This is a genomic window from Bacillus cereus group sp. BfR-BA-01309, from assembly GCF_022664315.1.
Lineage (GTDB): Bacteria > Bacillota > Bacilli > Bacillales > Bacillaceae_G > Bacillus_A > Bacillus_A mobilis.
Window position 1 is genome coordinate 252,007 of record NZ_JAKUHE010000004.1, and the last position, 26,985, is coordinate 278,991.

The following is a 26,985-nucleotide window of genomic DNA, read 5'->3' on the forward strand; positions in this document are numbered from 1 at the left end:
CTTCCTTTATAATTCGTATACTGTAAACTGCGGTTTACTCGGATGATCTTTCACTTGCGCATCATCTGGAAACTTTGAAACTTTTTGATATAAGGCAATGTCACCGATGCAACCTGCTGTTAGTAAAATCCCTATAAATGAGATGGATTGCATATTCATAGCTAACCCAATTACAATTGGCAAAATGCCAGTTGGTAAAAACGGCAGCATTAACACTTTCTTCATTTGCTTTACTGTAATCGCCTGTTTAGAATGAGCGTATGCAACACCTAATTTCCAATTAACGCCCCATTTCAGTTCACTCCACGGCACACCACCGATATAGCGAAACCCTATTAAATGTATCGCTTCATGAATACAAACGAGAACAATCATTGCGATAATAAAAAGAAACATAGTTGGTAACGTAATTTCAATTTGAAATCCACCTGAAAGAAGTGAATGCAAAAAACTAACTCCAATCGCCAGAACGAATGCTATACAACATGAATAGAAATTTAATTTCCCCATCGAAACAGTAACAGTCGTTTCTTTTCCTTTATCCATCTTTCCCCTCCTTAAATGCAAATATATCTTTACAAAATTGTATAATATGCCCAAAACAATGTGAAGATATATTTACATTTATTCTTACGCACAAAAAAAAGAAACCAGCCACTTTACTTCGTAAAACAGCCGATTTCTTCTATATGTTTCATCGTACGCGCCAATACATCGTCGCGCATTATAAAGCTAAATTTTCTATCCGTTTTAATATTGTCAGGAATGTCTGTTAATAAAACAGACCCTTTCGTTTCTTCGTAATGCGTATGTTCTTCTACCGCACTAATTGTTGCAAAATAAATGTTTTTAATGATTATTTTGTCTTTTCCAGATACTTTATATTGTCCTAAGTAAGTTAAATCAGAAACTATGCCGCCGGTTTCTTCATGAACCTCTCGAACTGCCGCTTCTTCCGGTGTTTCCCCTAGTTCTACTTTACCACCTGGAAATTCAAGACCGCGACGTAAATGATGCGTTAATAACCATTGATCCCCGTACCGGCATACAACCCAAACATGCTTTGGCTCAGGAGAAAATGGATAACGTTCAAACGATAATTGTACAGTGTTGTGGTAATAATCTTTAAATTTGTACATGCCATTACTCCCCTATTGATGGTTACAAGTTTTTCCTACCACAAATTGTAGCATATTCTCGCTTTTCTGCATAATATTATCCAATTACAATCCATTGATTATTCCCATTTGCGCGACTAATTCTTTCGTCTCATGATTTCCTAAATCGTAAATCATTTTATATGCTTTTTGTAGTTGTTCATCATATCGGTCATTATTTGAATCGTGATGATACTCAACAAATGGAACGTGAGAACGTACAAACGAACCTAAATCCTCTACATATGCTTGATCGAAGTACTCTCTTAACTCCGTAATTTCCTCATCACTTGCGGAAATTTCAAAATTATAAGTATCCGCCGTCTTCACTTGTGAAATTTGACCGTTTCCTATTGATATATAATATGTTTTTTTCTGCTCCATGTAACACCCTTCTTTCATCCTTTTAATTTCTATTGTTTTCATCAATTACAAAATTATGTAAAATAAAGAAAAGGAGGGATTTTATGCTCAAAATATTAATTATCGGTATTATAATCGTCCTAGTCATACTAGTACTCTCCGTCATGACGATTAATAAAGGCTACGCATATAAACATTCCGTTGATAAACCAGAAGATAATCCTTACGCAAAAAATAATAAGTAGGGTTCATAATATGCTTCGTATACTTCGCATTGTAATCGCTCTCGCTGTGATAATTATGTCAGCAATTGGGCTCTATACAGGTCAAAATAACTTTCTACCACTTTCACAATTTCTATTAGGAGCTTTACTGTTTCTTATCGCAATTGAACAAATAAAGAAAAAGGATTCAGGAACAGGCTTTATTTGTATTGCTGCTGGAGCTTTCTCTTGGATTGTTCTTATCATTAAACTTTAATCAGTCGGGGTCTTACTGCCCGTTAAATGCGGGATAAAATAGAAGGAGGGTTTTTATGTTAAATGGCGTTCGAATTACTTTTGCACTTATCGCTTTATGTATAGCAATCTATGGATTTTTTACTGGCAATAGAGAAATAATGCCTTATATGTTCTTTTTCTTAGGATTAATGGCTTTCACTGTAGCGCTAGGAGAAATAAAACAAGACAGAAAATCTAGCGGTATACTCGCTTTCATGGCTGGAGCCGGTGCTTTATTTCTTAGCTTCTCAGAACTATTTCGGTAAATAATCTATTTAAAAGGTGGAGATTTGTATGCTAAAAACATTACGAATTGTATCCGCTCTTATCGTCATCGCTCTCGCTCTATCCGGAATGTTGACAAACGCACTTATTATAATGCCTTATATGCTCATCGCCTTATCTATTATGACCTTCATCATGAGTGCAGAAGAAAAACAGAAACAAAAGAAAGTACACAGTACACTCTCCTTCTTTTCTGGCGTATTCACTTTAATCGTTGCTATTATAATTTTTGTCTCTCAATAACTATCTTTCTAATAGGAGGTTAAAATGCATATAAGAAAATTACAGCTAACCATCGTTTTTATTACTTTGATCTTATGTTTATACAGCACATTTACAATGAACTTTCAAATCTTTTCACCTATCATTTTGCTCCTCTTTAGTTTATATGGCATTTTAGTAGGAATTGAGACGATTCAAAAACAGCAAAAACAAATTGGAGCTATTAGCATCGGTTTAAGTCTTTTTACGATTGTTTTTGTTATTCCATTTATAATGTTCTTTTAAAGGAGGATTATATGTTTAAAAACATTCGAATTATAATCGCCACTATCGCACTTATTCTCGCCCTATTTAGCTTCTTCGCAAACCTCTTTATGCTTTTACCATACGTTTTTATCCTTTTGAGTATTATGTTTATCCTTTTTGGAATTGATGAAATGAAAGAGCGACAAAAAGCAAAAGCATTTGTTTATTTTCTCGGTTCTGCCTTTATTTTATATGTTGGGGTGTCTAGTATCCTTTCATAAAAAAAGAAGAGCATTTCAGCTCTTCTTTAACTCACCATTTTCAATCCAATAATCGTCCCCATAATTCCAACGATACAAATAATTCGAAAAGCATTTTTCGGCTCTTGAAAGAATAAAATACCGACAACTGCTGCCCCGAGCGTCCCAATTCCAGTCCAAACTGCATATGCAATTGATAACTGAATTTCTTGAAGCGCCATCGTTAAAAATTGAAAACTAATAATAAATCCACCTATTAAAATAATATTATTCGTCCAATTATTATCTTTTGCTACTTTCTTTATCCCAATTACACCGACAATTTCAAAAAGCCCGGCTATAATTAAATACATCCACGCCATTTTATTTCACCTCTTCCTTGCCGCCACTAAATTTCAATCCGATAATAAATAATGCTAATAAACAAACAAGGAAAATTTTAATAAACGAAAATGGCTCTTTAAAATACACAATATCTACTACTATCGTTCCCACTGTCCCAATTCCAGTAAATACTGCATATGCGGTTCCAATTGGGATTCTTTTCGTCGCTTCAATTAAGAGATGAAAGCTAACTAAAATTGCAATAAGTGTCAAAATACTCATCGAATTTGTTTTTAATCCTGTTGCCCAATATATTTCGATTAAGCCGCCAAATACTAAATACAGCCAAGCCCGATTTGTACTAATCTCCTTTTTCTTTTTCACTTCTTCTTTTACTTCTTGTCGTATTTCTTGTTTTGAAGAGCTACGTTTCTTTTTCGGAAAAAGAACGTAAGACATCGCCCATATAAAATGAATCATAAGTACCGATGTCCAAACACTGACAATGGTATTAATAGTTTCATTTTTATAAAAGCCTATTTGTTTATTCAAAATCCATTCTTTCATATGAAAAATATAAGATCCACTTGGTAGCTCTTGAGCTGGTACAAGCCCTATTACAAAAATAAATAAAAGCTGTGCAAGAATGAAAATGCCCACATGTTTATAAAAGTATTGCCGCTCTAATCTCGCGTGCTCCTTTCCATATAGCTTCTCTTTTTGCATAGCTGTCATTTATCTTCCTCCTTTTTCAAATAATACTCTACCATTTCATCTATATACTTCATTGTTTCCGAATCAAGTCCATATACTTTTGCAATCTCCCCCTCTTCAGGTCTAATTAATTCCCAATACTTATTTATTAATTGTTCATCTTCTTGAAATACATGCATAGAAAAACCCACTACTTTTTCCGCCAATTGTTGAACTTCTGATGAATCTACTGGTTCATTTATACGCTCACGAATTTCTCTTAATACTTGCAACCACTCTTGCGTTCTTTTATCGTTTTCTTCAAATGTTGGTAAACCCTGAATAATATGCTGCTCTTCCTCATTAAAATACCTTTTCCAAAATTTCTCCCTCTGATCAATTCCCTGTACGGATTTTATAAATAACATTAAATCTTCTGTTCTAAGCTCCCCTGTTAATTCAATGGAATGAAATGTTGTATATAGTAGTTTTTCTAAATCCTGTAATCTTTTTACTTCCCCTTGTATCGTTTGAATTTCATTTTGAATCGCATTTTTCCATCTTTCTTCTTCTGAAATCCCCTTTTCTTCTTTTAACACTTCTTTTATTTCTGAAAGCTTAAAACCGAGCTTTTTAAAAGTTGTGATTTGCTGCAATGTAATTACGTCATCTTTTGAATAGTAACGATATCCTGACTCGGCAACATGCGAAGGTGTTAACAATCCAATTTCCTCATAATATCTAAGTGTTCTCGTCGTTACATTCGTTTCTTTTGAAATTTCACCAATACTATACTTATCCATCATTTCCTCCCTTTACTTTATTTATCTCTACTATAAACTTTGACGTATACGTTAGAGTCAATACTCTTCTTAACATACATTTCTACAAACAAAAAAAACTGCCCTGTTACAGGCAGTTTTTCTTTCTATCCAAATACTTTCTCAAGTTCATCTTTATCTTGGCTTAACCAGAAGTTCATTAAGCGTTGTGCTCCTTCTAAGTCGTGAAGCTTCGCTTGGCCACATTGTGTTTCATTTGCAGCTGGAATTTCTGTAATTTGAACCGCATCTTTTAATGTTAGTTCTAATAAATCAATGATTTCTCGAACCGTTGGTGTCCCGCTTACTACAAGATAATATCCTGTTTGGCAGCCCATTGGTGAAATATCGATAATATCAAAATGCGGATAACGATCAATATATTTACGTAAATTAAATGCTAATAAATGTTCTAACGTATGAATAACATCTGGTTTCATTGCTTGTTTATTCGGTTGGCAAAAACGAATATCAAATTTATTTACAATACCGTCACTACCTACGTTGTGAACTCCGCAATGTCTTACATAAGGCGCCTTTACAATCGTATGATCTAATTCAAAGCTTTCTACTGATGGCATACAACATCTCTCCCGCTTTTAATTTAATTCCGTTATATCCAATATGATATAACGGAAATCAACATTAGTAAAGTATTATGTACAGTCGTGCTATAATACTTTAAGACTATGCTCAAAAGGAGACCATTATGAAACAGATTTTTATTGGGATTATACGCTTTTATCAAAAATTCATTTCTCCAATGACACCACCAACGTGCCGCTTTTACCCAACTTGCTCTCATTATGGATTAGAAGCATTTCAAAAGCATGGTGCCCTGAAAGGATTTTGGCTAACTTGTAAGCGTATATTAAAATGTCACCCTTTCCATCCAGGAGGATTTGATCCTGTCCCAGATAAAAAGGATGACAAAGTAAATTCTTAATTGTCGTAGCCATTCACAACTAAATCTAATTTTCCTGTGTCAGGGTGAATAACAAGACCATGAACAGGTACTTCTTCAGGAAGTAACGGATGGTTACGAAGTACTGATACGCTATGTTCTACACTTTCCTCTACACTAGAGAAACCGCGTAAGAATTGTTCTAAATCGATTCCAGAATAACGAAGTGTATCTAATTTTTCTTCTGTTACACCGCGTTCTTTCATCTTCTCAATTGTGCTGCTCGCTTGAATTTTAGCCATACCGCAATCGTGGTGACCAACTACACATACTTCATCAGCACCAAGCTCGTATACAGCAACTAAAATACTACGCATAATACTTCCGAAAGGATGTGAAATAACAGCGCCTGCTACTTTAATAATTTTCACATCACCGTTACGCATATTCATTGCTTTCGGTAATAGTTCAACAAGACGTGTATCCATACAAGAGATAATAACCATCTTTTTGTTTGGAAATTTCCCTGCTACAAACTCTTCATATTTTTTCTCTTCAACGAATTTTTCATTGTACTGCATAATCTCTTCTAATGACTTCATAGTAAGGAACCCTCTTTTCTCTCATTTACACTACATAAACAGTGTACCAAAATATGAAAAACACAAAAAGCATATTGTATTATTATAAAAGCAATATATTTTCAGATAACCGACATAATTCTTTCAAAATATACACACAGCTTTGTAACAAGTCTCACATACTATACTCCTATTTTCACTATAAACTAATTGTAGATAATGTAAAAAAGGAGTGAATATTTATTATGTCCGACGTTCTGTTACTGAGTCGTTTTCAATTTGCAATTACTATTTTTTATCACTTTTTATTTGTACCTTTGACAATCGGACTTGTTATTTTAGTGGCATGTATGGAAACTCAATACGCCCGCACATTGAATCCAACATATCGCAAAATGGCAAATTTCTGGGGTAAATTATTTACAATTAACTTCGTCATGGGAATTATAACCGGGATTACGATGGAGTTCCAATTTGGAACAAACTGGTCTGAGTACTCCAAATATATGGGAGATATTTTCGGATCCCCTCTCGCAATCGAAGCACTCGTTGCCTTCTTCTTAGAATCTACTTTCATGGGAATATGGTTATTCGGTAAAGACAAAATCTCACCAAAGTTCCGTGCCTTCTGTATGTGGATGGTTGCACTTGGAACAAACATTTCCGCCCTTTGGATTATTACAGCAAACGGCTTTATGCAAAATCCAGTTGGCTACGTCGTACGTAACGGCCGCGCTGAATTAAATGATTTCTGGGCACTTGTTACAAATCCATATGCTTGGAATATGTTCTTCCATACTGTAATTGGTTGTTATATCGTTGGTGCTTTCTTCGTTATGGCAATTAGTGCCTATCATTTATTACGTAAAAATGAAGTGGAATTCTTCAAAAAATCATTTAAATTTGGCTTACTGTTAGGCTTATTTGCCGCAACTGTTACGCCGTTTATGGGACATCAGTCTGGTGTATCCGCAGCTAAATATCAACCAGCAAAAGGAGCTGCGATGGAAGCAGTTTGGGAAACGGGAAAAGGACAAGGCTTCTCGATTGTTCAAATTCCTGATGTAAAAAACGAAAAGAACTTTGAATTCCTTACGATTCCGAAACTAGGAAGTTTCTTCTACACAAACTCATTTGATGGAGAGATTGTCGGTTTAAAAGATATCCCGAAAGAAGATCGTCCAAACGTTAACCTCGTGTACTATAGCTTCCGCTTAATGGTTGCACTTGGTATGTTCTTTATGGCATTAACTTGGTATGGCTTCTATTTAAACCGGAAAGGAAAACTAGAAAACTCAAAACGTTATTTAAAAATTACAATGTGGTCTGTTTTACTACCATATATCGCAATTAACGCTGGTTGGATTGTTGCCGAAGTAGGTCGTCAACCATGGACAGTTTATAAACTAATGCGTACAGCAGAATCCGTATCACCTATATCAGTTCCGCAGATTTGGTTCTCATTAATTAGTTTAATATTGTTCTATACTCTACTCTTAATTGCAGACGTATACTTAATGCTAAAGTTCGCAAAAAAAGGACCTGCTGCATTAGAAGAGCCTGCTACTGAAGGAGGTGCCGCTCATGTCTCATGATATGCTCGCAATCATTTGGTTCGGTTTATGGGGCGTAATTTGGACAGTTTACTTCATTCTTGATGGGTATGCACTTGGTAACGGAATGATTTTTCCTTTCGTTGCGAAAGACCGACAAGAACGAAATCAATTACAAGAAGCAATTGGCCCATTCTGGGGTGGTAATGAAGTATGGTTAATTACGGCTGGTGGTGCAACATTTGCTGCCTTCCCAATCACGTATGCAAATATGTTTAGTTACCTATATACACCACTATTTTTAGTATTACTCGCACTGTTTTCTCGTGCTGCCGGACTTGAATTTATGCATAAAGACGATTCACCAATTTGGCAAAAAACTTGCAAATGGGCATTTACAATCGGTAGTTTCCTAATCGCCTTCTTATTCGGAGTTACGTTCGCTAACCTGTATTACGGACTACAAATCGGAAAAAATGGTTATGAAGGAAATTTACTTAGCTTACTAAATCATTACGGTATTTTAGGTGGCCTGTTCTTCACTGCTATATTCGTCGTATCTGGTGCCCTTTGGGTTATGATCAAAACGACTGGTGAAGTATCTGATCGTGCTTATAAAATTGCAAGACCATTTTCAATGGCAGCTGCTATCATTTTAGCTATTTTCTATGTAGCAACTGCAAATCGTACAAACTTATTCCAAAACTTCACAGAGTATCCGGTACTATTCATTCTTCCGGTACTTGCCATGTTAATGAGTGTACTCGCACTTATTATGGTGTACAAACATAAAATAGGTCTCGCATTCACATTCGTTTGCTTAACAATCGCAATGTTTATGACAACTGGATTTGCAGGTATGTTCCCAAGAATGTTACCATCTCGTATTAACGATGCTTATAGTACAACGCTATATAACGCAGCTGGTAGTCAATTAAACTTAAAAATTATGTTCTTCGTTGCAATGGTTATGGTACCAATTGTTATTGGATATCAACTTTGGAGCTACAGTATCTTTAAAAATAAAATTCATAAAGACTCTGCTAAAGGGTATCACTAAAATAAAAAAGACACTTCGTTTGAAGTGTCTTTTTTGTACGTATGATTTTCGATAAGATGTTATATTTCTAATCTAACAACTATAATACTGAAGAATCATTAACAGCTCACAGCTAAAGTGTAACACACCACAAACATGTTACTTTATGCAATTTTGCATATAAAAATTATAACGTGGATTGAATGACTTGATCATACACATCGCTATCCTTTACATCTGCTGTACTAATACCACTAAATGTTTGTACTTTTTTTCCAGTATTCGATGAACCCGATCCATTATAAGCTTTCGTTTTTTCAATTGGCTGCACGTTATATTTATCACCTAAGTTAATTGTTCCGTTACAATTTTCAATAATAACACCTTCCACAATTGACGGCATTTTGTCACCTACTTTCATTTCGTTACTTTTAGTTTATGAGAACCGCCTACAAAAATATCTTGCTTCCATAAGAAAAAGCACTCAGGCTGAGTGCTTTTTCTTATTTACCTTTTTTCTTTTTTTCACAAGCAATTCCATCGCCATCACGATCTAAATGCTTACCATAATACGGGCTGTCTCTTGTAATATCATAATATCCAGCATCGTTTGCTTCTTTACAGTTAGCAAAACGTTTCGGATCAGGTTTTACTTCTGGCTTCACTTCTGGTTGTGGTTGTTTTGCTCCTGGTCTTTCTTCAAATGGTAGCGTTGCATTATATAAGAACTGAACGTATTGCTCACGACTTACACGCATTTTAGGTGCGAATGTACCATCACCAGTTCCAGCCGTAATATAATTTGATTTAATTGCAGTAATCGCAGGATTCGCCCATCCATTTCTATCTACATCTGGGAAATTATGATCCCCTCTTATTTGCAATTGGAATCCCCTTGTCAAAATTTGTGCCATTTCTTCACGAGTTAACGCATCTTTCGGTCTAAATTTCCCTGTGTTATCTCCAACGAATACACCCATCTCTGTTAAAGCAAGAATCTCTTTTTTAAACATAGTTGAACGATCCGTAACATCTTTATACGGATTGTTATACTGTTCTTTTACTGTCGGTTTTAAATGATGGAACATAAGAGCTGCAACTTGCTCACGTGTTACATCATCACCAAATCCCAAAATCCCATTTCCGTATCCAGCAACAACATTTTTATTTGCTAAATCCATAATCGCTTTATAAGACCAATGATTGTTTGGAACATCTTTAAAATTTGCACTTGCCTGCGCTGTTCCAATTGAAGTAAATGCTGTAGTTGCAACAATTGCACCTGTTAAAATTATTTTTTAAAATCCCATATTTGAGTCTCCTTCTCTTTCCGGTAATAACCATTTAACAATATAAAAAATTATTTAAATATAATTTATCACATTATGTCGAACACAAAAAAGAATCCGGCAGGATTCTTTTTTGCTAAGCATGAATGGCAATTTTGGAGACAGTTGACTTCTTCAAAAATTTATTAGGGGTAATATTTTGAAAAAGAAAGCCTTTCATATGTAGGTTAACACCACTGGAATATATAGTAAATTGATAATATTTATACGGAAGATTGCTAATGTTTAGTATAGATACTTTCCACTATATCAACAGTGAAAAGTATCTACGTTAAACAACATAAAGGTGCCTTCAAAGAAGACACCTTTCATAAACAAACACTATAAAACAGAACTTTTTATTGTTATACGATTGTTAGATACAAAAAGTAGAGGGAAATGTTTGTCTAAAATTCTGTTTTATAGCCTGTATCCACATTTCATATTTTAATCCTCTTCCTCTGAAAATAAATACAATATGCACAATTACATACCAAAAAGAAAAGACACTCCATAGAGTGCCTCTTCAACCATTTTACTTTTAATATATCGCCTTACATACATTTTAACATACGTATCTTTATATGTTATTGAGAAAATTCAAAATCATCTTTCCTTTCATTTTCAATTATAAAATCATGTAATATAAAGGGTATGTCAAATTATTATACAAATTGAGGTGTACTATATTTATGTATTTTGGAATTATTCCTCTTATATTGTTTATTATTTTTCTTATCTCCTATTTAAAAGATCCACGAAAAATAATAAACGGCTTTTTATTTAATGTCTTTTTCTGTTTTTTCCTTCTTTTTTGTGTGATTATATCTGTTAATTCAAGTAATGATATCCTGCGCTATAGTATAGTCTTACCTATTTTAGCACTTATCATTATGATTCCTTTCGGTGTTGTTGCTTTAATGTTTGGGCTATTTCTGAATGCTAGAATTTTAATGAAGCGAGAAGGTAGACGTTTCACTAACTGTTTAACACTCCTTGCTGCTTTAGGTATTCTATTATTTATGTTACTCCCTTTTATAAGTCCAGCAAGTTTGTTCTCACTGCATTTCCAACCTATTTTTGGTGGGATTTCTCTTATAACCTTATATTTCTTTATACACTTATCTAATTTCTTAACCGCTTATTTTTTATATCAATTCAACAGACCAAGGCGTAATCAAGATTTCATCATCGTTCTTGGTAGCGGCTTAATTAATGATAAAGTACCGCCTTTACTTGCAAGTCGTATTCATAAAGCAATCGACTTTTACTGGAAACAAGCCGCTGTGAATACAGCGCCAACAATCATTTTCTCTGGCGGACAAGGTCCAGATGAAGGCCTTCCAGAAGCAGAAGCGATGCAAAAGTACGCGATTGAAAAAGGAATTCCGCTTGAACATACAGTGCAAGAAAATCGCTCTGTAAACACATATCAAAATATGTCGTTCTCTAAAGAAATTATGGATTCTTTAAAGCCTGAAGGTAAATATAGAAGTATTTTTACAACGAATAATTTCCACCTTTTCCGCGCTGGTATATATGCAAGACTAGCAGGGCTTAATAGCCAAGGAATCGGATCAAAAACTGCATTTTATTACTGGCCTAATGCAATGATTCGTGAATATGTCGCAATTGTTGTGATGGGACGTAAACGTCATATGAAAGTTTGCGGAGCTATTTTAGGATTCTCTTTATTCCTATCCGTGCTTAGTTTTATCATTTCTTAATAATCTCCCATCCTTTGAACGGATGGGATTTCTTATACTTATTTCCATAACATTTTAATGATAATATTCCCTGCATACATCCATTAAAGGAGAATTTTTTCAAATTAAATGTTAAAATGGAATGTAGGTGTGAATGACGTAACAAATAAGAAACTAGTTTGAAACGAGGAAATTACATGGAGAAAATTATCAAAAACAAGCCCAATAAGCTAAAAATCGCTTCAAAAGCTTTGATGATTATTATTGGGGCATTTATCACAGCATACGGATTAGAAGCGGTATTAATTCCAAATAACGTATCCGACGGTGGTGTAACTGGTTTAAGTATCGTTAGTTCAAGATTATTTGGATTGCCATTAGGAGCTCTAATCGCAGTTATTAACATTCCGTTCGTTTGGTTAGGATATAAACAAATAGGTAAAAGCTTTGCAATTTATTCTATTATCGGGATCGCTTCATTAGCAATCGGTACCGTTGTCATGCACGGAATACCAGCTATTATTGAAGGTGATACATTACTTGTTACAGTTGTTGGTGGTATTATTATCGGTTTCGGTATGGGACTAGCATTACGTAACGGCGGCGCGTTAGATGGAATCGATATGCTAGCTGTATTACTTTCTCGTAAGTTACCATTTGGAACGAGTGACCTTATTTTATTCTTAAACATGTTCGTATTTATTTTCGTATCAACAGTATTCGGCCTTCAAGGAGCTATCCTTTCGGCAATTGCTTACTTTATCGCTTCGAAAGTGATTCATATCGTTGAAGTTGGTTTAAGTGGTTCAAAAGCATTTAAAATCATTACAAAAGAGCCTGAATTAATGGTAGAAACAATTCGTGATCGTTTAGGCCGAAGCGCAACGTATAACGAAGTATATGGTGGTTATTCAAGAGAGAAATTCAAAGAAATTTCTTGTGTAATTAACCGTTTAGAAGAAAGTAAAATGAAGGATCTAATTAATGAAATCGATCCAAATGCCTTTATTACAGTTTATGACGTAGCAGAAGTAAAAGGCGGTAACTTTAAGAAACGTGATATTCATTAATCATTATGAATAAAGAGGGTGTGCCAACAATTTGGTACACCCTCTTCTTATTATTAAGTTGCGGTCGATATATTCTAATAATCGCTCATATATTTTTACTCTCCCCATCTTCCTCCTCTCTTAATCCATGCTACGTATTTTTGGAAGGCGGGTACTTCTTGTTGAAAACGAAGCGGAACATATAGAAAGAGAGTACATGTACATAGTATCCATAGAATACCTACTACAAAATGAAATTTCATCGTTGTGCTAATAAACAAACTGAGAAATAAGACGAGGAACATAATTAAACTAAACCTTTTATATAGAGTCATAATAACCTCCTCCTTATAACTTAATTGTACCAGCTACAAGGAATTAATTCCCAGAATAAAAAGACCGAAAAGCAAATTCCACTTTTCGGTCTCTATAACTATCTTCTCTTCGTAATCTTTCCTGAACCACCAACCCTCGTTTTTGGAGGAGATGTATTCTTTGGCGGCGTTTTAATAGATGATTTCGGCTTCACATCTGATCCGCTCGAGCCACCTGGTGTTTTTGTGATTTTCCCTTTGCTTCCAGTAGACGGCGGAGGGGTACTACTTCCTTTTTTCGTAATACTTCCTGTATCTCCTACAGAAGATTTCGAATCTACATTATCGCCTCGCTTAATGATAGATCCTTTCCCTTCCTTCGTAATTGGAGGTGGGGTTTTCTTTTCTTCTTTCGTAGGTGGTCTTTCTGGAATAACTGGTTGATGATTTTGTCTGTCATTATATCCTCGGTAATCACCGGATGATGATTTTTTTGAACCGAATATATCGTTTAATATGCTTCCCATAATATATCCTTGCAGGAAGGATGGTTGGTAATTTTGACGGACAAATTCTTCATTGCTTACTTCAATTAACGTATCAGATGGTTTCTCTTTATCCTTTTGCAAATTATACATTTTATCAGAATAAACGAGGAACATTTGATTTTCGTCTTCTTTAGATGCTTGCTTCGGTTTCCTTTCGGCTATAAGTTCCTTCGCGACTTCAGGAACTGACCGATTGGCGGCCCTATACACGTAAGATTCTTGTTTACCTTCTTTTGCAACAGACTCAAGTGGATAACGATCTTGAATCGACTTTGTCTGCCCGCCTTGACAACCCGATAAGGCATATCCAGCAACAACAAGTAATGTAACGATAGCAAGTATAGGGATCACGAACGATTTAATCATGGTAAACAATCGGTTTGACATGATTACGCCCCCTTACGTTGCTCTTATAATTTGTACATCAGCAGGAATAATTGCTTCTCCCTCATACATCATTGTGCGACCATTTTGCCATTCAATACGCAATAATTTTCGGTTATCGGATTGGAATTCCCATACATGCTGTTCCTCTGAAGCAGAAAATGGTGTTTTCCCCATCACAACAACACGTCCGTTATATTGCTCTTCCATATGGTACTCTGTATCATCCATTTCAATTGTCGTCGGAATTTCATCAATCGAATCTAAGCGACCATCAATGGGTGTATATAATTTGTAATACATATTTTCACGGTCTTCAATTTTTAAATAACGAATATCTTTCCCGTCTTGCAGCGTTAAAACAATTTCTTTACGAGAATGCATACTCGTTTTCCCAATTAATTCGTACATAACTAATGAAACTTCAATCATATCGCCAGGAGCTAACGTTAACAAACTTTTCTCTGGTTTCGGCGGCTCTGGGCTCTTCATTATATTTTTAATTCGTTTAAATAAACTCATGATTTATCCCTCCTTCTCTCTTTATAAACAAGCACCTAAAATAAGTGCACCAACGATATGTAATGATCCGGCCAACATCGCATGTGCAACACTGCCTTCTTTCGTACCTTCTTCTAAATCTAAACCAGCCATTTTCTTTAACACAAATTCGATAAACATTTCTACCACTAATAAAATAACGAAAGAAACTGCTGATGCAAGTAGTGCTTGCCATAAGTCGTTTGCTTTCGTTATGGATTGAGATAAAATGTACCCTTGTGCGAATAATTTCATAACGAAACGCGTTGTTACAGCTGTGTTCCCACTCTTTATTTCTTTTAAATCATTGTATTTCGTAAAAATTGAATCAACCCACATAATTGCAAATAAAAGTACTGCACTTGCTCCAGTCCATACAAGCATGGCTAACACATTTGTCCATGTCATTGCAAAACCTCCTCTAAAAAAATAATAGAAAACCGACATGAATTCTCTTCAGACATGTCGGTTTCTTTGTCTATTCTATATTATTTCTCATACTGCTTCATAATACGAGCTAATTCATCGTCAACAGCAGAATTTTTGTTTAAGCTTGCGAATTCATCATCTAATGATTTTTCCTTCTTATACACTTCGCCACTTGCTTCTGCTTCAGCTTCTAATTGAAGAGCTTTCTCTTCCATACGGCTTAAACCAGCTTTTGCTGAATTTGAATCAAATCCAGACATCGCCTGATTAATATTTTTTTGTGCTTTCGCTGCATTTACACGTGCTACAAGTGTTTCACGTTTATTTTTCAGCTCTGTTAATTGCTTACGCATTTCTTCTAGCTTCAGGCGAAGATTATCAGCAGCAGCTTTGTTTTGCTCATAGCTTGCTTTATACTCATTCATCTTTTGCTCTGCGTTTTGTTTTTCTTCAAGAGCACGACGCGCAAGATCAAGATTGCTTGCTTGAACAGCCATATGAGCTTGCTCTTCACGTTTTTTCACAAGTGCTTCTTGCTCTTCAAATAATATTTTGAATTTCTTCTCAAGTGCGATTTGAGCTGCTACACTTTTCTCAGCTTCTTGTACATCAGCTTGCATATCGCGTAAATATTGATCCGTCATCTTAACTGGATCTTCTGCTTTCTCAATTAATGAATATACATTCGACATTGTTAAATCTCTTAATCGTTTAAATACAGACATTCTAATTCCTCCTATGACTTACCTCATATTTCAAATTCACTACTTGGAAAACTGAAAAATCTCCCTTAACAGTAAAGAATATTCATTTTTACAACCTATGTGTTTATTATAACAAAACTAATATGTCCTTACATGTTATTTCCAAAATACAGCCAATATAATATGACATTCCATATATAACATTGTATTTCTAATATATTCTCATTCATTCTCTTTAGAATTGACTTATTTTTATGCACTTTCACTAAATTACATTATTGTAATGTTACTGTAAGCTAACTCGATAGTTACGTTTCAATATTTCTTATACACTAATACCAGAAGCAACAAACAAGCTTCTCATCATTTCAAAACTAATACAAAAAATGTATTACTATAAAACATATAAAAGGAGAAATCATCATGAAAAAATTAGTAGGAATCGGATTAGCAGCAGCAATTTCACTTGGAGCATTATCAGGTTGTTCTTTATTAGGAGAGAAAGCGAACGGCTTAGTATTATACGGATCAGAAGAGCAAGTTCAAAAAATTACAGATCAAAATAAGAAAGAAGTAAAAGAAAAAGACTTCTATAAAATGAAAATGGCAACATTAGAGGGTAAAAAAGTACTTGTAATGGATAAGAAAACTGGTGATGAACTTGTTAAGAAAGAACTACTTAAAAAAGTCGGTAAAAATGATGATACAAAGGCGATCGATAAATTACCAACTGTAACAGCAGAAGAAGGCGTGCTGTTTGCAAAAGAGAAAGTAGAAAATGCTACGCTTGACGGAGCAAAATTAAAATATGAAGGCAACACAATTATCGGTGATGGCCGTTCTTATGCAGATATGTTTGCTATCGTTGATGATGCAACATATGTAAATGTAAAAGGTGAAGAAAAATCTGTAGGTATTTTGAAATTTGATAAAGACCCAAGCAAAGAGCTACCTGGAGCAAATGGAGTAGAAGCTTCTCAACTTGTAAAAATTAAAAAGTAAAACAAAAAAAGCTTTGCGAAATTCGCAAAGCTTTTTTCTATTTATGAGCAATGTGCTCCATATCCGGACTACAAGTTTGAGACTGACATGACTTATTTAAAGAACATGCTGCGCATTTTCCCTTTTTACTTCTCTTTACAAAATTAACTAACGTGTATGCTGCATAACCAAAAATGATAGCTCCAATTATAATATTGACCATCACTCTAATACATCTCCTTCTAGAATCCGAGTAAGGATCCAACTTGGTATATAATGAACGTTAATACATAAGCAACAACGAGTGGATAAACGACAGAGAAAATCGTCCACTTCGCTGATCCTGTTTCACGTTTAATAACAGCTACTGTCGCTAAACACGGAACATATAATAAAATAAAGAACATAAATGCATATGCTGATAACGCAGTATAATGTGCTCCCATAACATTTCCTAACACATCTTCTTTCACCGCATAAATAATTGCCATTGTAGAAACGACAACTTCTTTCGCTAAAAATCCTGTTAAAAGGGATGCCGCAGCTTGCCACGTTCCAAATCCAAGCGGTGCAAATAGTGGTGCGATAAATCCACCAATCATCGCTAAGTAACTGTCTCCCATATCCACACCAAATCCTGATGGACCTGCATAATTTAATAGCCAAATGACAACAGAACCACCGAAGATGAATGTACCTGCTTTACGAACAAATCCTTTTCCTTTCTCCCACGTACTTAACCATAACGTTTTCGCTTGTGGCACGCGGTAAGGAGGTAATTCAATGACGAAAATAGACTTTTCCGCCTTTAAAATTGTCAGAGACATAATTTTTGTAACTAATAACGCAAGCACAATACCTGCAACATATAAAGAAAATACAACAGTTGCCTGACTATTAGGGAAGAACACTCCCGCAAATAATGCATATACAGGTAAACGTGCTGAACAAGACATAAACGGTGTTACAAGCACTGTAAGTAAACGTTCTTTTTCTTGTTCAATCGTTCTCGCTGCCATAATACCTGGAACATTACATCCAAAACCGATAATCATCGGAATGAATGCTTTTCCGTTTAAACCGAAGAACTCCATAATTCTATCCATAACAACTGCAATTCGCGCCATATATCCGGAGTCTTCTAATAATGAAATGAAAAAGAATAGTGCAAAGATTTGTGGAACGAATACTAATACCGCACCAACGCCGGCAATAATACCTTCTGTAACGAGCGCTTGAATAAATTCAGAAGCTCCAACACTTGTGAGCCCAGCTGTCACCCAATCCGTAAGCTGTCCACCAAAAAAGCCATCTAACATATCCGATAAAGGTGTACCAATCCACGTAAACGTAACCTGAAAAATAAAAAACATAACTGCTAAAAAGATTGGAAGTCCTAAAATTTTATGTGTAATTAATCTATCCATTTTTTCCGAAAAAGGAATTTTTCCTTCTTTCTCTTGCTGCATAACATTTGTTTTTAACTTTTCAATATACGCTTCACGAGTTTTGTAAATGTGCTCTTCCAACGTACAATCAAGTTTTCCTTCTAAGCGAGATCGAATGGCTACAAGTTCCTTATAAATTGGTAATGCTTTCATTTCTTTTTCTACTACTTCGTTATTGCTTAAAAATTGAAGGGCTAACCATCTTGGATGCTTATAATTCGCTGTTTCTAAAAGAGTTATTACCTCTCCAATTCCTTCATCCATTTGTACACCATATGAAATAATGAATGGCTTTTTCTCTTTTTTGTCATTTTCTTTAAGAGTAGCAAGTAGTTCTTCACAGCCTTTTCCGCTTCTTGCAACGACAGGAACGACTGTTACACCTAATAGTTCTGATAACCGTTTTACATCAATTACAATTCCTCTTTGCTTCGCCACATCAACCATGTTTAAACCAATCGAAACCGGTTTACCAAATTCAAGCAATTGCAATGTTAAGTGCATATTTCTCTCGAATTGCGAAGAATCCACTATATTTAACATATGATGAAATTCGTCTGTTAGTAGAAAATTCGTAACGACACCTTCATCACGCGAAACTGGATTTAAATCATAAACGCCTGGTAAATCAATTAATGTTCCTTGCTTATCTTTTAATTTACCAACCTTCTTTTCTACTGTTACACCGCTCCAGTTTCCTACATACTCATAAGAACCAGTAAGTGCATTAAATAATGATGTCTTCCCTGTATTCGGATTCCCTAGCAAAGCTACCTTATTCACGCTAATTCCACCTTTATCATTTTCGCGTCACAATGACGAATACTAATTAACTGTCCACGACACTCCAATGTACAAGGACCTTTAAACATCGCTTTCTGTTTCAGGCGAAGTTCGCTTCCTTCAGCAAGACCGAAAGCAGCTAGTCTACGCTTTAATAGCTGATCTACAGACTGAATACTTTTTACTAATACTTTCTCTCCAATTTTAATATCTACTAAGCTCATAACCTTCCCCCTCAGAAGAGAATGATAATTATTTTCAAAAAAATTATACCACACCCAATTTCTCTTGTACTATACCCTTTTGCTTCATATTTATTAACATTTCGCTACAATTCTATTTCAATTATTGTCATACTGTATTCATTTGCCATTCTCATCCATTTCGCTTACAATAAACAATAGCAAATAAAGAATCTCGTTATCACAGGGGGAGCCATGTCGCTGAGAGGGAACACTTCGTTCCGACCCTTCGAACCTGTTAGTTAATGCTAACGCAGGGATTGTGCAAACGTCCGAAATACATACCTCTTTTTTATTTACGTATTTCGTATCCTCCTATGATATCTATTCTTTTTTGTACAACTTGGATTTAGGGGGAGACAACATGCGTAACACCAATTTACAAGCGATGATCGAATCTGCAATTCTTGCAGCCTTCGCCTTGGTCATCGACATTTTACCAATATCAATCAAAATTCCAACAGGTGGTTCCATCTCATTCGCTATGATTCCTATTTTTATTATCGCATACCGCTGGGGCTTCAAAATGGCTTTCTTAGGAGGCTTAATTTGGGGATTATTACAAATTGTCGTAGGCGATGCCATTATCGTCACACCAATTCAAGTACTAATTGAATACTTCGTTGCTTTTGCATTCATTGGATTTGCTGGTTTATTCTATCGTCCAATTCAAAAAGCCATTTTAACATCCAATGAAAATAGCTTAGAACAATCCAGTTTAAGTAGCCGTAAAGACAAACCTTCACAAAAGAAAAACGAAGGAAAAAAAGTTATTGGTTACATTATTCTTGCTACATTTGTTGGTAGCTTTGCTCGCTATTTCTGTCACTTTATTGCCGGTATTATTTTCTGGGGACAATATGCACCGAAAGGTCAATCAGCTGTCCTATATTCATTAATTGTAAACGGTAGTGTAATGATTGGTTCCTATATTCTATGTACCGTTCTACTTATATTTTTATTTCTTACTTCACCACGTTTATTCAAAAGCATCAATGCTTATCAACTGAACTCGAAGAAAAAGAGCGCTTAATAAGCGCTCTTTTTTCATATCGTAATATCAATTAGAAATACAATAAATGCACAAAAGAAAATAAATACCATTATACTTAGCCAATTGCTATGCACGGTTCATCGACTCCTTACATAACCTCATTTTCTAACCCGATTATATCGCTTAAAAATAAAGATTAGGTAAAGATAATATGAAAATAAATTAAAAAAGCGTAGATTACATTGTCTACGCTTTTTTCGGTAAATAGAAGTAAAATAATACACCGTCTTCTGTATTCTTTACTCCATATTCAGCTTCGTGTAGCTCTAAAATATTTTTAGAAATAGCTAGCCCAAGCCCCGTTCCACCTTGTGAACGCTTGCGAGCTGCATCCACGCGATAAAAACGATCCCAAATTTTATCTAATTGCTCTTCTTCAATGTGAGTGCCTTTATTTTCAATACACACTTTGATACGATCCTTCTCATCTATTGTAGAAATAATAATATCTTCTTTATTTGGTGTATAACGTATGGCATTCGTAATGAAGTTCACGATGACTTGTTCAATCCGGCCTTGATTTGCGACTACTTCAAATGGACCTATATTTTTATGAACACGAAGTTCTTTTTTCTCTATTTCTACAGAAAGATGTTCACATATATCTTCAATTACTGCATCAATATAAAATGCATCCTTTTTCATTTTATATGTACCTGACTCAAATTTAGCTAACTCCAGCATCTCCAAAATTAACGTATCCATTTTATCTACTTCTCGTTCCATCGCTTGAAAATAATACTCCTTTTTATGCTCAGCTACTCCATCTTTTAAAATAGAAATACAGCTTTTCATAATACTCAGCGGTGTTTTTAGTTCATGCGAAACACCAGAAATAAATTCTTTCCGCGTCTTTTCTAATTTTCTTTCCTTTTCAATATCTTGTTCTAGCTGTCCAATATGGGAATGGAGTTTATTGGACAATACATTAATATTTTTCGATAAATCACCAATTTCATCTTTTGAAGTAATCGGTATTTGTTCTGTAAAATCTAAATGCGCTATTTTCTTCGTTGTATCATTTATTTTTAATAACGGCTTTGCAATTTGTTTTGAATAATAGAATGACGCTAGAAAAATAAGAACAACTACAAATGCAATGATGTAAATATAGTAATCTTGCACCATTTGTACAGCTTCATCTACAGGCTGTAAAGAAGCCATCGCATATATATAAGTTACTGATCCATCTTTTTCTTTTGTTGGCTTGATTAATAATTTATATTTAATATCATTTTTTTCATAGTCCATTGTTTGTATTGCATATTGGATTTGCTTGCTCTCTTTTAATAATAAATTAGTTTGAAATTCTTTTATGTTATCTAAGAAGATGCTATTTTTATAAATTGGATTTATAGGACCTGTTACATCAGGAAGCTGAACTTTCGTAACACGCCCACTTATGTAAGCATCTAATTCTTGAGCAGATTCTTCCTGGACAGCCGGTTTCTTTTCCTTAGCAAGTTGTTCCCCGGCTGCTCTCTTTTCCTCCTCATTTAATTTCATTTTCTCCTGAAACGCTTTTTCTAACGGTTTATTAGATCCGCTTAAATTTTGCTTGCCTAACGCGAAAGAGAATGGAATATAACTATCATCTTTTTTCACGCCAGAAAAATAAATTTCTTGTCCTAAAAATGCATTTGATGATTTATTATCAATCTCCTCTATATTGATGAGATTGTATAAAGGAATTTTGAATATTTGTTGTCCAAAACTCTTTTGTTGCCTACGATCTATCGCTACCTCAAAATAGAAATCATCCGCATGTTTTAAATTCCCATTCTGGTCTAATGTCGTAATCCACGTATTATTTTCTCTTAAAAAATCTTGCTCCAGTCGCTTAATTTCTTCTGTATTTCCTACATAATTCAAATAACTCTTCTCAAAGGAATTTAAGTTAACTTTAATATCTTCCACTTTTCGATTCGCGTAATATTGTTTAAAAAATATCGTTTGTCCAATAAATATCGTCGCTAAAATTAACATACATAATGCTGTTGTGAGAGTAAATAATTTGAGAACAATCCCTTTTCTCATACATTCCCCTCAAATTTATATCCCGTTCGTACTACAGTGGTAATGTACTTCGCTTTCTCTCCTAATTTATTTCGCAAATTACGAATATGACTATTAACCGTTCGGTCATCACCGGCAAATTCGTATCCCCAAATTCTTGAAATTAATTGCTCTCGTGTTAAAACAATCCCTTGATTTTTCATAAAATACGCTAATATTTCAAATTCTGTATGTGTTAAATTAATGTCTGTTCTTTCTATCGTAACAGTACGCGACGGGAAATGGACGTGAATACCATGAATTGATAATGTATCATCTTCATTCTCTAACAGTTGCTTTGTTACTTTTCTACTTTCTAACAATCTTTTCGCTCTAGCTAATAAAATGGGTGGGCTATACGGCTTCGTCACATAGTCATCTGCTCCAAGTTCAAATCCAAGTAACGTATCATCTTCATCAACACGAGCTGTCAGCATAATAATAGGAACCTCGGATGTTTTACGGATTCTGCGGCAAACGGACCACCCATCAAGTTCCGGCAACATAATATCTAAAATAACTAAATCAACCTCTTCTTCCTCAAATACAACTAAAGCTTCTTTCCCATCTCTTGCTTCAAACACTACATATTGCTCACTCAAAAAATAATCTTTTAATATTTCACGTAAAATATCTTCATCTTCCACAATTAAAATGTTTTTTGACATAACTCATATATCCCCCTCTCGCTTTCAAAACTACAACTTCATTTTGAATAACTAGTCTTTAACTTCGCCTCGATAATATATCTATCTGGTGCATCCCCTATATAATCAAACGGATAGCACGTTGTCAGTGTTAATATCGGTTCTTCTTTTTTTATAATAACAGTACGATCATCCGCATGGGTAATCCATATCTTTTGAATTTCGTATGTGTACATTTTATTATCATACTCTAAAACAAGAGTGTCTTTTTCTTTTAACTCTCCTAAATCAGTAAATACAGTGTCCCGGTGCCCACTCAGTACAGTATGTCCCCCTCCAGATGGCGTTGTCGTTAAATCACTAACGAACATTCCAACTCCTTTTTTCAGCGTTGTCTCATCCGCTCCCCAGTATATAGAAAACTTCTTCTTTATTTTCGGTATATTTAACAGTGCAACCTTTTCTCCTTCTTTATGCTCTGTTTGAGAAGAAGGCACTTGGGAATTTACAGGTGTTTCGTAAGAAAGTTGATTATGTTGTATATTTTCAAGGCTCTTTAGTTCTTCTTTCGTTAATTGTTGAGCAGAGCTTTTTCCTTTATACCATTCCATAGCGTAATATGATCCCATAAATAGTCCTATAGCCATCAATATGATACCGATATAATTGAGTAACTTCATGTTTCATCCCTCCATGCCAAAAATGGTAGGAATAACCTACCATTTTTAATATATGAAATTATTCCATTCTTTATAGGACAATATTTTAATTACGCCTTAACTTTATTGCGACGATTCAAACCAAATAATGTACCGATTGCTACAAGACATGCACTTAGACCCATCATCACTACATTATTTGATGCAGTATTTGGTAATTTTTTACCTTGTACAGCTGGCTTTGCTACTTCTTTTTTAGCTGCTTCTTTTTTGGCCATATCGTTTTTTAACTGTTCTTGTGCTATTCTCTTTTTCTCTTCTTCACTTTTTTTCTCAGCTTTTATTGCTTCCTCTTTTTTAGCCATATCACTTTTTTCTTGTACTTGCTCCGCTTGCTTTTTCTCTGCATCGCTCTTTTGCTGTATCTTAATCGCTTCTTCTTTTTTAGCCTTATCTTGTTGTACTTGCGCTGCATCTTCCTTTGTTACTGTTCCAGTATCGGCACTTGCTACTGAAGAATATCCTACTGTTAACAGTGCCATTGCACAGATTGGTAATAGTTTCTTTTTCATCTTCAATTCTCCCCTTATACTTTATTCACATCACTTCGCATCGGATGTATCAATAGAATAAACAAGAGATATAAATATAAGATGCAGATGAAATATATTTCATTTAAAGATTTCATTGTAGACAAATAAAAAAACATCGCAATATATACGATGTTTTTTCGGGTGTGTGTCTCAATTATTTACATGTTACTTTCGCGTGATTTAGAAGTAGAACGGGCCGGAGCGATAACTAATTGTCTCGGCTCAGTTTTCTTTAAGTGATTTTTGACGTTACACTTACGACGTTGAACAACCCATGCTTTAATAGGGTTTGTCAAAATAATCTTTTGCTCTTCGTTAGGGGTCTCTTCTTCAAACCTACAACTATCGCTCCACTTACTCCATTTCATTGTAAATTTAGAAGAAGAATGATCGTCTTCTCGATCAAACAAGTGCAAAAAATCCATTTCGCCAGCTAGCATTACGGTGTTGCTAGTTGCTAAAAAAGAAAAGGTCGTCCAACGTTTCTCCATGCCCTCCTACTCCTTTTTCACATATAGAGTGCCTAAAACTTAATTTACCTAAAATATGCTTGCCTTTTACCTTACACTTATAGTTTATCCAAAACACTACTAGGCAACTATCGATTTGCCTTACAACTACCTTACATTTTTGTAAGAAACAAAAAACCTTCACTCTCTATACGTGAAGGTTTCTCATTTCTCATCTATATGATCTTTCATATGATCGACTCCAGCTTCTTGCAACTGTGACATCATACCGTGGGAAATTGCACCTAATACTAAAGTCATTCCAATTAGTGAAATCCGAATCGCTGGTACATCAATTATGTAAGCCAAACTACCAAGAACAATTGTTAAAAGTAATGCTTTTATAAATGTTGCACTTGTATACTCTTTCTTTCTCATCATAATCACCCTTTATGGAAGCGTTTTCTTAATATAGTCAGTATATCATATCATCTGACTATTTTGTGGGGATTTCTGTAAAAAAACTTATATCTTCTTTGACTTTTTCCTTTCTATCCTTTACAGTCGAAATGTTCACAAGTTTTACACTGTAGGAGGACCCCAATGAATATTGAAATAAAAGACACTTTAATTTCTGAAGAACAATTACAAGAAAAAGTAAAAGAACTAGCACTTCAAATCGAACGTGACTTTGAAGGAGAAGAAATCGTAGTAATCGCTGTATTAAAAGGATCTTTCGTATTCGCTGCTGATTTAATTCGTCACATTAAAAACGATGTAACAATCGACTTTATTTCTGCATCTAGCTACGGAAATCAAACAGAAACAACTGGAAAAGTAAAACTATTAAAAGATATCGATGTAAACATTACTGGCAAAAACGTAATTGTCGTAGAAGACATTATCGATTCTGGTTTAACACTTCACTTCTTAAAAGATCACTTCTTTATGCATAAACCGAAAGCATTGAAATTCTGTACGTTACTTGATAAACCTGAGCGACGTAAGGTGGACTTAAAAGCTGAATATGTTGGCTTCCAAATTCCAGACGAATTTATCGTTGGTTACGGTATCGACTGCGCAGAAAAATATCGTAACTTACCATTTATCGCTTCAGTTGTAACGAAATAATATAATAGAATAAACTTCCATCAATTACTGGTGGAAGTTTATTTTCTATCACGATTCGTAAAAGACAAAGGGAGAGAAAATAATGACAAAGACAAAATTTGAAAAAGTACTTCTCATCGTAAACCCAAAAGCTGGACAAGGCGATTTACATGCAAACTTAACAAAAATCGTACCACCTCTTGCGGCAGCCTTTCCTGACTTACATATCCTTCATACGAAAAAGCAAGGTGATGCAACAAAATATTGCCAAGAGTTTGCTAGTAAAGTAGATTTAATTATCGTCTTTGGTGGTGACGGCACTGTATTTGAATGCACAAATGGCTTAGCACCTCTTGAAACTAGACCTACACTTGCAATCATTCCAGGCGGAACTTGCAACGACTTCTCTCGCACACTCGGCGTTCCGCAAAACATCGCAGAAGCTGCAAAACTTATTACACAAGGACATGTAAAACCAGTTGACGTCGCAAAAGCAAATGACCTACACTTCTTAAACTTCTGGGGCATTGGACTTGTCTCTGAAGTATCAAACAATATTGATGCGGAAGAGAAAGCAAAGCTTGGGAAAATTGGTTACTATTTAAGCACCATTCGAACTGTCAAAAATGCTGAAACATTCCCCGTAAAAATTACGTACGATGGACAAGTATATGAAGACGAAGCTGTCCTTGTTATGGTTGGAAACGGTGAATATCTTGGCGGGATCCCGTCCTTTATCCCAAACGTAAAGTGCGACGACGGAACACTTGATATTTTCGTCGTAAAATCAACGGGCATTCAAGCGTTTAAAGATTATATCGGAAAGAAACTATTTGAAGACTCAAATGAAAATGACATCTTCCATGTAAAAGCGAAATCCATTCATATTGAAACAAAAGAAGAAAAAGAAGTAGATACAGATGGGGAAAGCTCGCTTCATACACCTTGTCATATTGAACTATTACAAGGACACTTTACGATGATTTATAATCCTGCGATTGTGTAATGCAAAAA

At 34.9% G+C, this 26,985-nt stretch carries 39 protein-coding genes and 1 riboswitch; of the genes, 15 read left to right on the plus strand and 24 right to left on the minus strand.

The window, feature by feature from the left end:
• Window positions 1–6: 6 nt before the first annotated feature.
• The 3 genes from MR115_RS10425 to MR115_RS10435 all read right to left on the minus strand — a co-directional run bounded on the left by MR115_RS10425 (window position 7) and on the right by MR115_RS10435 (window position 1,541).
• Window positions 7–546 (minus strand): DUF3267 domain-containing protein, encoded by a 540-nt coding sequence (locus MR115_RS10425; protein ID WP_097816548.1) that lies wholly within the window; start codon window positions 544–546, stop codon window positions 7–9.
• Window positions 547–659: 113 nt separating this feature from the next.
• A complete protein-coding gene (mutTA, locus tag MR115_RS10430; RefSeq protein WP_000276386.1) occupies window positions 660–1,139 on the minus strand; it encodes an antimutator 8-oxo-(dGTP/GTP)ase in 480 nt (159 codons plus the stop codon).
• Between the two features lie 84 nt (window positions 1,140–1,223).
• Window positions 1,224–1,541 carry a hypothetical protein gene (locus tag MR115_RS10435; RefSeq protein WP_000435821.1) on the minus strand — a complete coding sequence of 106 codons (318 nt, stop codon included), beginning with the start codon at window positions 1,539–1,541 and terminating at the stop codon, window positions 1,224–1,226.
• 83 nt (window positions 1,542–1,624) lie between these two features.
• Here MR115_RS10435 and ytzI point away from each other — a divergent pair, with 83 nt between their 5' ends.
• The 6 genes from ytzI to MR115_RS10465 are packed head-to-tail and all read left to right on the plus strand — an operon-like array spanning window position 1,625 to window position 3,054.
• Window positions 1,625–1,765, plus strand: a complete 141-nt coding sequence (ytzI, locus tag MR115_RS10440; RefSeq protein ID WP_141434813.1) for a YtzI protein — start codon at window positions 1,625–1,627, stop codon at window positions 1,763–1,765.
• 10 nt (window positions 1,766–1,775) lie between these two features.
• A complete protein-coding gene (locus tag MR115_RS10445; protein WP_097816546.1) occupies window positions 1,776–2,000 on the plus strand; it encodes a DUF3953 domain-containing protein in 225 nt (74 codons plus the stop codon).
• Between the two features lie 55 nt (window positions 2,001–2,055).
• Window positions 2,056–2,286, plus strand: coding sequence for a YczI family protein (locus MR115_RS10450; RefSeq protein ID WP_097816545.1), 231 nt, complete (start codon window positions 2,056–2,058; stop codon window positions 2,284–2,286).
• A 28-nt stretch (window positions 2,287–2,314) separates the two neighbouring features.
• Window positions 2,315–2,548 carry a DUF3953 domain-containing protein gene (locus MR115_RS10455; protein WP_097816544.1) on the plus strand — a complete coding sequence of 78 codons (234 nt, stop codon included), beginning with the start codon at window positions 2,315–2,317 and terminating at the stop codon, window positions 2,546–2,548.
• A gap of 24 nt (window positions 2,549–2,572) precedes the next feature.
• A complete protein-coding gene (locus MR115_RS10460) occupies window positions 2,573–2,812 on the plus strand; it encodes a hypothetical protein (RefSeq protein ID WP_242241124.1) in 240 nt (79 codons plus the stop codon).
• An 11-nt stretch (window positions 2,813–2,823) separates the two neighbouring features.
• Window positions 2,824–3,054, plus strand: a complete 231-nt coding sequence (locus tag MR115_RS10465) for a YczI family protein (protein ID WP_242241127.1) — start codon at window positions 2,824–2,826, stop codon at window positions 3,052–3,054.
• Between the two features lie 26 nt (window positions 3,055–3,080).
• Here MR115_RS10465 and MR115_RS10470 read toward each other — a convergent pair whose 3' ends face one another.
• The 4 genes from MR115_RS10470 to luxS form a co-directional block, all read right to left on the minus strand.
• Window positions 3,081–3,395: a DMT family transporter gene (locus tag MR115_RS10470; protein ID WP_000312450.1), complete on the minus strand. Its 315-nt coding sequence runs from the start codon at window positions 3,393–3,395 to the stop codon at window positions 3,081–3,083.
• Window position 3,396: 1 nt separating this feature from the next.
• The gene (locus MR115_RS30040; protein ID WP_097816541.1) at window positions 3,397–4,092 is read right to left on the minus strand and encodes a DMT family transporter; all 696 of its coding nucleotides are present in this window, start codon (window positions 4,090–4,092) and stop codon (window positions 3,397–3,399) included.
• Window positions 4,089–4,853: a MerR family transcriptional regulator gene (locus tag MR115_RS10480; protein ID WP_242241129.1), complete on the minus strand. Its 765-nt coding sequence runs from the start codon at window positions 4,851–4,853 to the stop codon at window positions 4,089–4,091. Before MR115_RS10480 ends, MR115_RS30040 begins: the two co-directional genes overlap by 4 nt.
• Before the next feature lie 125 nt (window positions 4,854–4,978).
• Window positions 4,979–5,452 carry an S-ribosylhomocysteine lyase LuxS gene (gene luxS / locus MR115_RS10485; protein ID WP_001141371.1) on the minus strand — a complete coding sequence of 158 codons (474 nt, stop codon included), beginning with the start codon at window positions 5,450–5,452 and terminating at the stop codon, window positions 4,979–4,981.
• Window positions 5,453–5,580: 128 nt separating this feature from the next.
• Between luxS and yidD the strand changes: the two genes are divergently transcribed.
• The gene (gene yidD / locus MR115_RS10490) at window positions 5,581–5,817 is read left to right on the plus strand and encodes a membrane protein insertion efficiency factor YidD (protein WP_000809334.1); all 237 of its coding nucleotides are present in this window, start codon (window positions 5,581–5,583) and stop codon (window positions 5,815–5,817) included.
• Here the strand turns inward: yidD and MR115_RS10495 are convergent.
• Window positions 5,814–6,377, minus strand: a complete 564-nt coding sequence (locus MR115_RS10495) for a beta-class carbonic anhydrase (RefSeq protein ID WP_061677533.1) — start codon at window positions 6,375–6,377, stop codon at window positions 5,814–5,816. The two genes, yidD and MR115_RS10495, sit on opposite strands and share 4 nt — an antisense overlap.
• Window positions 6,378–6,601: 224 nt before the next feature.
• Between MR115_RS10495 and cydA the strand changes: the two genes are divergently transcribed.
• Both cydA and cydB read left to right on the plus strand, forming a co-directional pair.
• Complete coding sequence (gene cydA / locus MR115_RS10500; protein WP_242241131.1) at window positions 6,602–7,951, plus strand: cytochrome ubiquinol oxidase subunit I; 1,350 nt, start codon at window positions 6,602–6,604, stop codon at window positions 7,949–7,951.
• Complete coding sequence (gene cydB / locus MR115_RS10505; protein WP_242241133.1) at window positions 7,941–8,969, plus strand: cytochrome d ubiquinol oxidase subunit II; 1,029 nt, start codon at window positions 7,941–7,943, stop codon at window positions 8,967–8,969. Before cydA ends, cydB begins: the two co-directional genes overlap by 11 nt.
• Window positions 8,970–9,135: 166 nt before the next feature.
• Here the strand turns inward: cydB and MR115_RS10510 are convergent, their stop codons facing one another.
• Both MR115_RS10510 and MR115_RS10515 read right to left on the minus strand, forming a co-directional pair.
• Window positions 9,136–9,369 carry a spore germination protein gene (locus MR115_RS10510; protein ID WP_304657891.1) on the minus strand — a complete coding sequence of 78 codons (234 nt, stop codon included), beginning with the start codon at window positions 9,367–9,369 and terminating at the stop codon, window positions 9,136–9,138.
• Between the two features lie 82 nt (window positions 9,370–9,451).
• Window positions 9,452–10,243: an S-layer homology domain-containing protein gene (locus tag MR115_RS10515; protein ID WP_242241223.1), complete on the minus strand. Its 792-nt coding sequence runs from the start codon at window positions 10,241–10,243 to the stop codon at window positions 9,452–9,454.
• A 725-nt stretch (window positions 10,244–10,968) separates the two neighbouring features.
• Between MR115_RS10515 and MR115_RS10520 the strand changes: the two genes are divergently transcribed.
• The gene (locus MR115_RS10520) at window positions 10,969–12,003 is read left to right on the plus strand and encodes a YdcF family protein (protein ID WP_242241137.1); all 1,035 of its coding nucleotides are present in this window, start codon (window positions 10,969–10,971) and stop codon (window positions 12,001–12,003) included.
• A gap of 176 nt (window positions 12,004–12,179) precedes the next feature.
• Window positions 12,180–13,052 carry a YitT family protein gene (locus tag MR115_RS10525; protein WP_097816536.1) on the plus strand — a complete coding sequence of 291 codons (873 nt, stop codon included), beginning with the start codon at window positions 12,180–12,182 and terminating at the stop codon, window positions 13,050–13,052.
• A 95-nt stretch (window positions 13,053–13,147) separates the two neighbouring features.
• On the opposite strand, the gene MR115_RS10530 is transcribed toward MR115_RS10525, so the two are convergent.
• From MR115_RS10530 to MR115_RS10550, 5 genes are all read right to left on the minus strand, one after another.
• On the minus strand, window positions 13,148–13,366 hold the full coding sequence (locus MR115_RS10530) for a hypothetical protein (protein ID WP_000177450.1): 219 nt from the start codon (window positions 13,364–13,366) through the stop codon (window positions 13,148–13,150).
• A 98-nt stretch (window positions 13,367–13,464) separates the two neighbouring features.
• Window positions 13,465–14,280, minus strand: coding sequence for a DUF4247 domain-containing protein (locus MR115_RS10535; RefSeq protein ID WP_132135391.1), 816 nt, complete (start codon window positions 14,278–14,280; stop codon window positions 13,465–13,467).
• A gap of 12 nt (window positions 14,281–14,292) precedes the next feature.
• On the minus strand, window positions 14,293–14,799 hold the full coding sequence (locus MR115_RS10540) for a DUF4178 domain-containing protein (protein ID WP_098218450.1): 507 nt from the start codon (window positions 14,797–14,799) through the stop codon (window positions 14,293–14,295).
• Window positions 14,800–14,820: 21 nt separating this feature from the next.
• Window positions 14,821–15,225, minus strand: a complete 405-nt coding sequence (locus tag MR115_RS10545; protein WP_061677558.1) for a DUF350 domain-containing protein — start codon at window positions 15,223–15,225, stop codon at window positions 14,821–14,823.
• 80 nt (window positions 15,226–15,305) lie between these two features.
• A complete protein-coding gene (locus MR115_RS10550) occupies window positions 15,306–15,971 on the minus strand; it encodes a PspA/IM30 family protein (protein WP_000110287.1) in 666 nt (221 codons plus the stop codon).
• 402 nt (window positions 15,972–16,373) lie between these two features.
• On the opposite strand from MR115_RS10550, the gene MR115_RS10555 reads away from it, so the two are divergent.
• Window positions 16,374–16,952, plus strand: a complete 579-nt coding sequence (locus MR115_RS10555; RefSeq protein WP_242241139.1) for a lipoprotein BA_5634 family protein — start codon at window positions 16,374–16,376, stop codon at window positions 16,950–16,952.
• Between the two features lie 37 nt (window positions 16,953–16,989).
• Here the strand turns inward: MR115_RS10555 and MR115_RS10560 are convergent, their stop codons facing one another.
• The 3 genes from MR115_RS10560 to MR115_RS10570 are packed head-to-tail and all read right to left on the minus strand — an operon-like array spanning window position 16,990 to window position 19,386.
• Window positions 16,990–17,157 (minus strand): FeoB-associated Cys-rich membrane protein, encoded by a 168-nt coding sequence (locus tag MR115_RS10560; protein ID WP_061677562.1) that lies wholly within the window; start codon window positions 17,155–17,157, stop codon window positions 16,990–16,992.
• Window positions 17,158–17,173: 16 nt separating this feature from the next.
• Window positions 17,174–19,162, minus strand: a complete 1,989-nt coding sequence (gene feoB, locus MR115_RS10565; protein WP_242241141.1) for a ferrous iron transport protein B — start codon at window positions 19,160–19,162, stop codon at window positions 17,174–17,176.
• The gene (locus tag MR115_RS10570) at window positions 19,159–19,386 is read right to left on the minus strand and encodes a FeoA family protein (protein WP_242241142.1); all 228 of its coding nucleotides are present in this window, start codon (window positions 19,384–19,386) and stop codon (window positions 19,159–19,161) included. Before MR115_RS10570 ends, feoB begins: the two co-directional genes overlap by 4 nt.
• A gap of 194 nt (window positions 19,387–19,580) precedes the next feature.
• A riboswitch (TPP riboswitch) is annotated at window positions 19,581–19,682 on the plus strand.
• Window positions 19,683–19,768: 86 nt separating this feature from the next.
• Between MR115_RS10570 and thiT the strand changes: the two genes are divergently transcribed.
• Complete coding sequence (gene thiT, locus MR115_RS10575; RefSeq protein WP_242241144.1) at window positions 19,769–20,437, plus strand: energy-coupled thiamine transporter ThiT; 669 nt, start codon at window positions 19,769–19,771, stop codon at window positions 20,435–20,437.
• A gap of 207 nt (window positions 20,438–20,644) precedes the next feature.
• On the opposite strand, the gene MR115_RS10580 is transcribed toward thiT, so the two are convergent.
• The 6 genes from MR115_RS10580 to MR115_RS10605 form a co-directional block, all read right to left on the minus strand.
• Window positions 20,645–22,495, minus strand: coding sequence for a sensor histidine kinase (locus tag MR115_RS10580; RefSeq protein ID WP_242241146.1), 1,851 nt, complete (start codon window positions 22,493–22,495; stop codon window positions 20,645–20,647).
• Window positions 22,492–23,181, minus strand: coding sequence for a response regulator transcription factor (locus tag MR115_RS10585; protein WP_242241148.1), 690 nt, complete (start codon window positions 23,179–23,181; stop codon window positions 22,492–22,494). Before MR115_RS10585 ends, MR115_RS10580 begins: the two co-directional genes overlap by 4 nt.
• 38 nt (window positions 23,182–23,219) lie before the next feature.
• Window positions 23,220–23,840 carry a class D sortase gene (locus MR115_RS10590; protein WP_242241151.1) on the minus strand — a complete coding sequence of 207 codons (621 nt, stop codon included), beginning with the start codon at window positions 23,838–23,840 and terminating at the stop codon, window positions 23,220–23,222.
• A gap of 89 nt (window positions 23,841–23,929) precedes the next feature.
• Complete coding sequence (locus MR115_RS10595) at window positions 23,930–24,391, minus strand: LPXTG cell wall anchor domain-containing protein (protein ID WP_242241153.1); 462 nt, start codon at window positions 24,389–24,391, stop codon at window positions 23,930–23,932.
• Window positions 24,392–24,570: 179 nt separating this feature from the next.
• Window positions 24,571–24,903: a hypothetical protein gene (locus tag MR115_RS10600; RefSeq protein WP_000415602.1), complete on the minus strand. Its 333-nt coding sequence runs from the start codon at window positions 24,901–24,903 to the stop codon at window positions 24,571–24,573.
• Between the two features lie 183 nt (window positions 24,904–25,086).
• Window positions 25,087–25,302 (minus strand): hypothetical protein, encoded by a 216-nt coding sequence (locus tag MR115_RS10605; RefSeq protein WP_061677576.1) that lies wholly within the window; start codon window positions 25,300–25,302, stop codon window positions 25,087–25,089.
• 162 nt (window positions 25,303–25,464) lie between these two features.
• Between MR115_RS10605 and hpt the strand changes: the two genes are divergently transcribed.
• Window positions 25,465–25,992, plus strand: a complete 528-nt coding sequence (gene hpt / locus MR115_RS10610) for a hypoxanthine phosphoribosyltransferase (RefSeq protein ID WP_001019305.1) — start codon at window positions 25,465–25,467, stop codon at window positions 25,990–25,992.
• Between the two features lie 82 nt (window positions 25,993–26,074).
• Window positions 26,075–26,977, plus strand: a complete 903-nt coding sequence (locus tag MR115_RS10615; protein ID WP_242241156.1) for a diacylglycerol/lipid kinase family protein — start codon at window positions 26,075–26,077, stop codon at window positions 26,975–26,977.
• Window positions 26,978–26,985 lie beyond the last annotated feature (8 nt).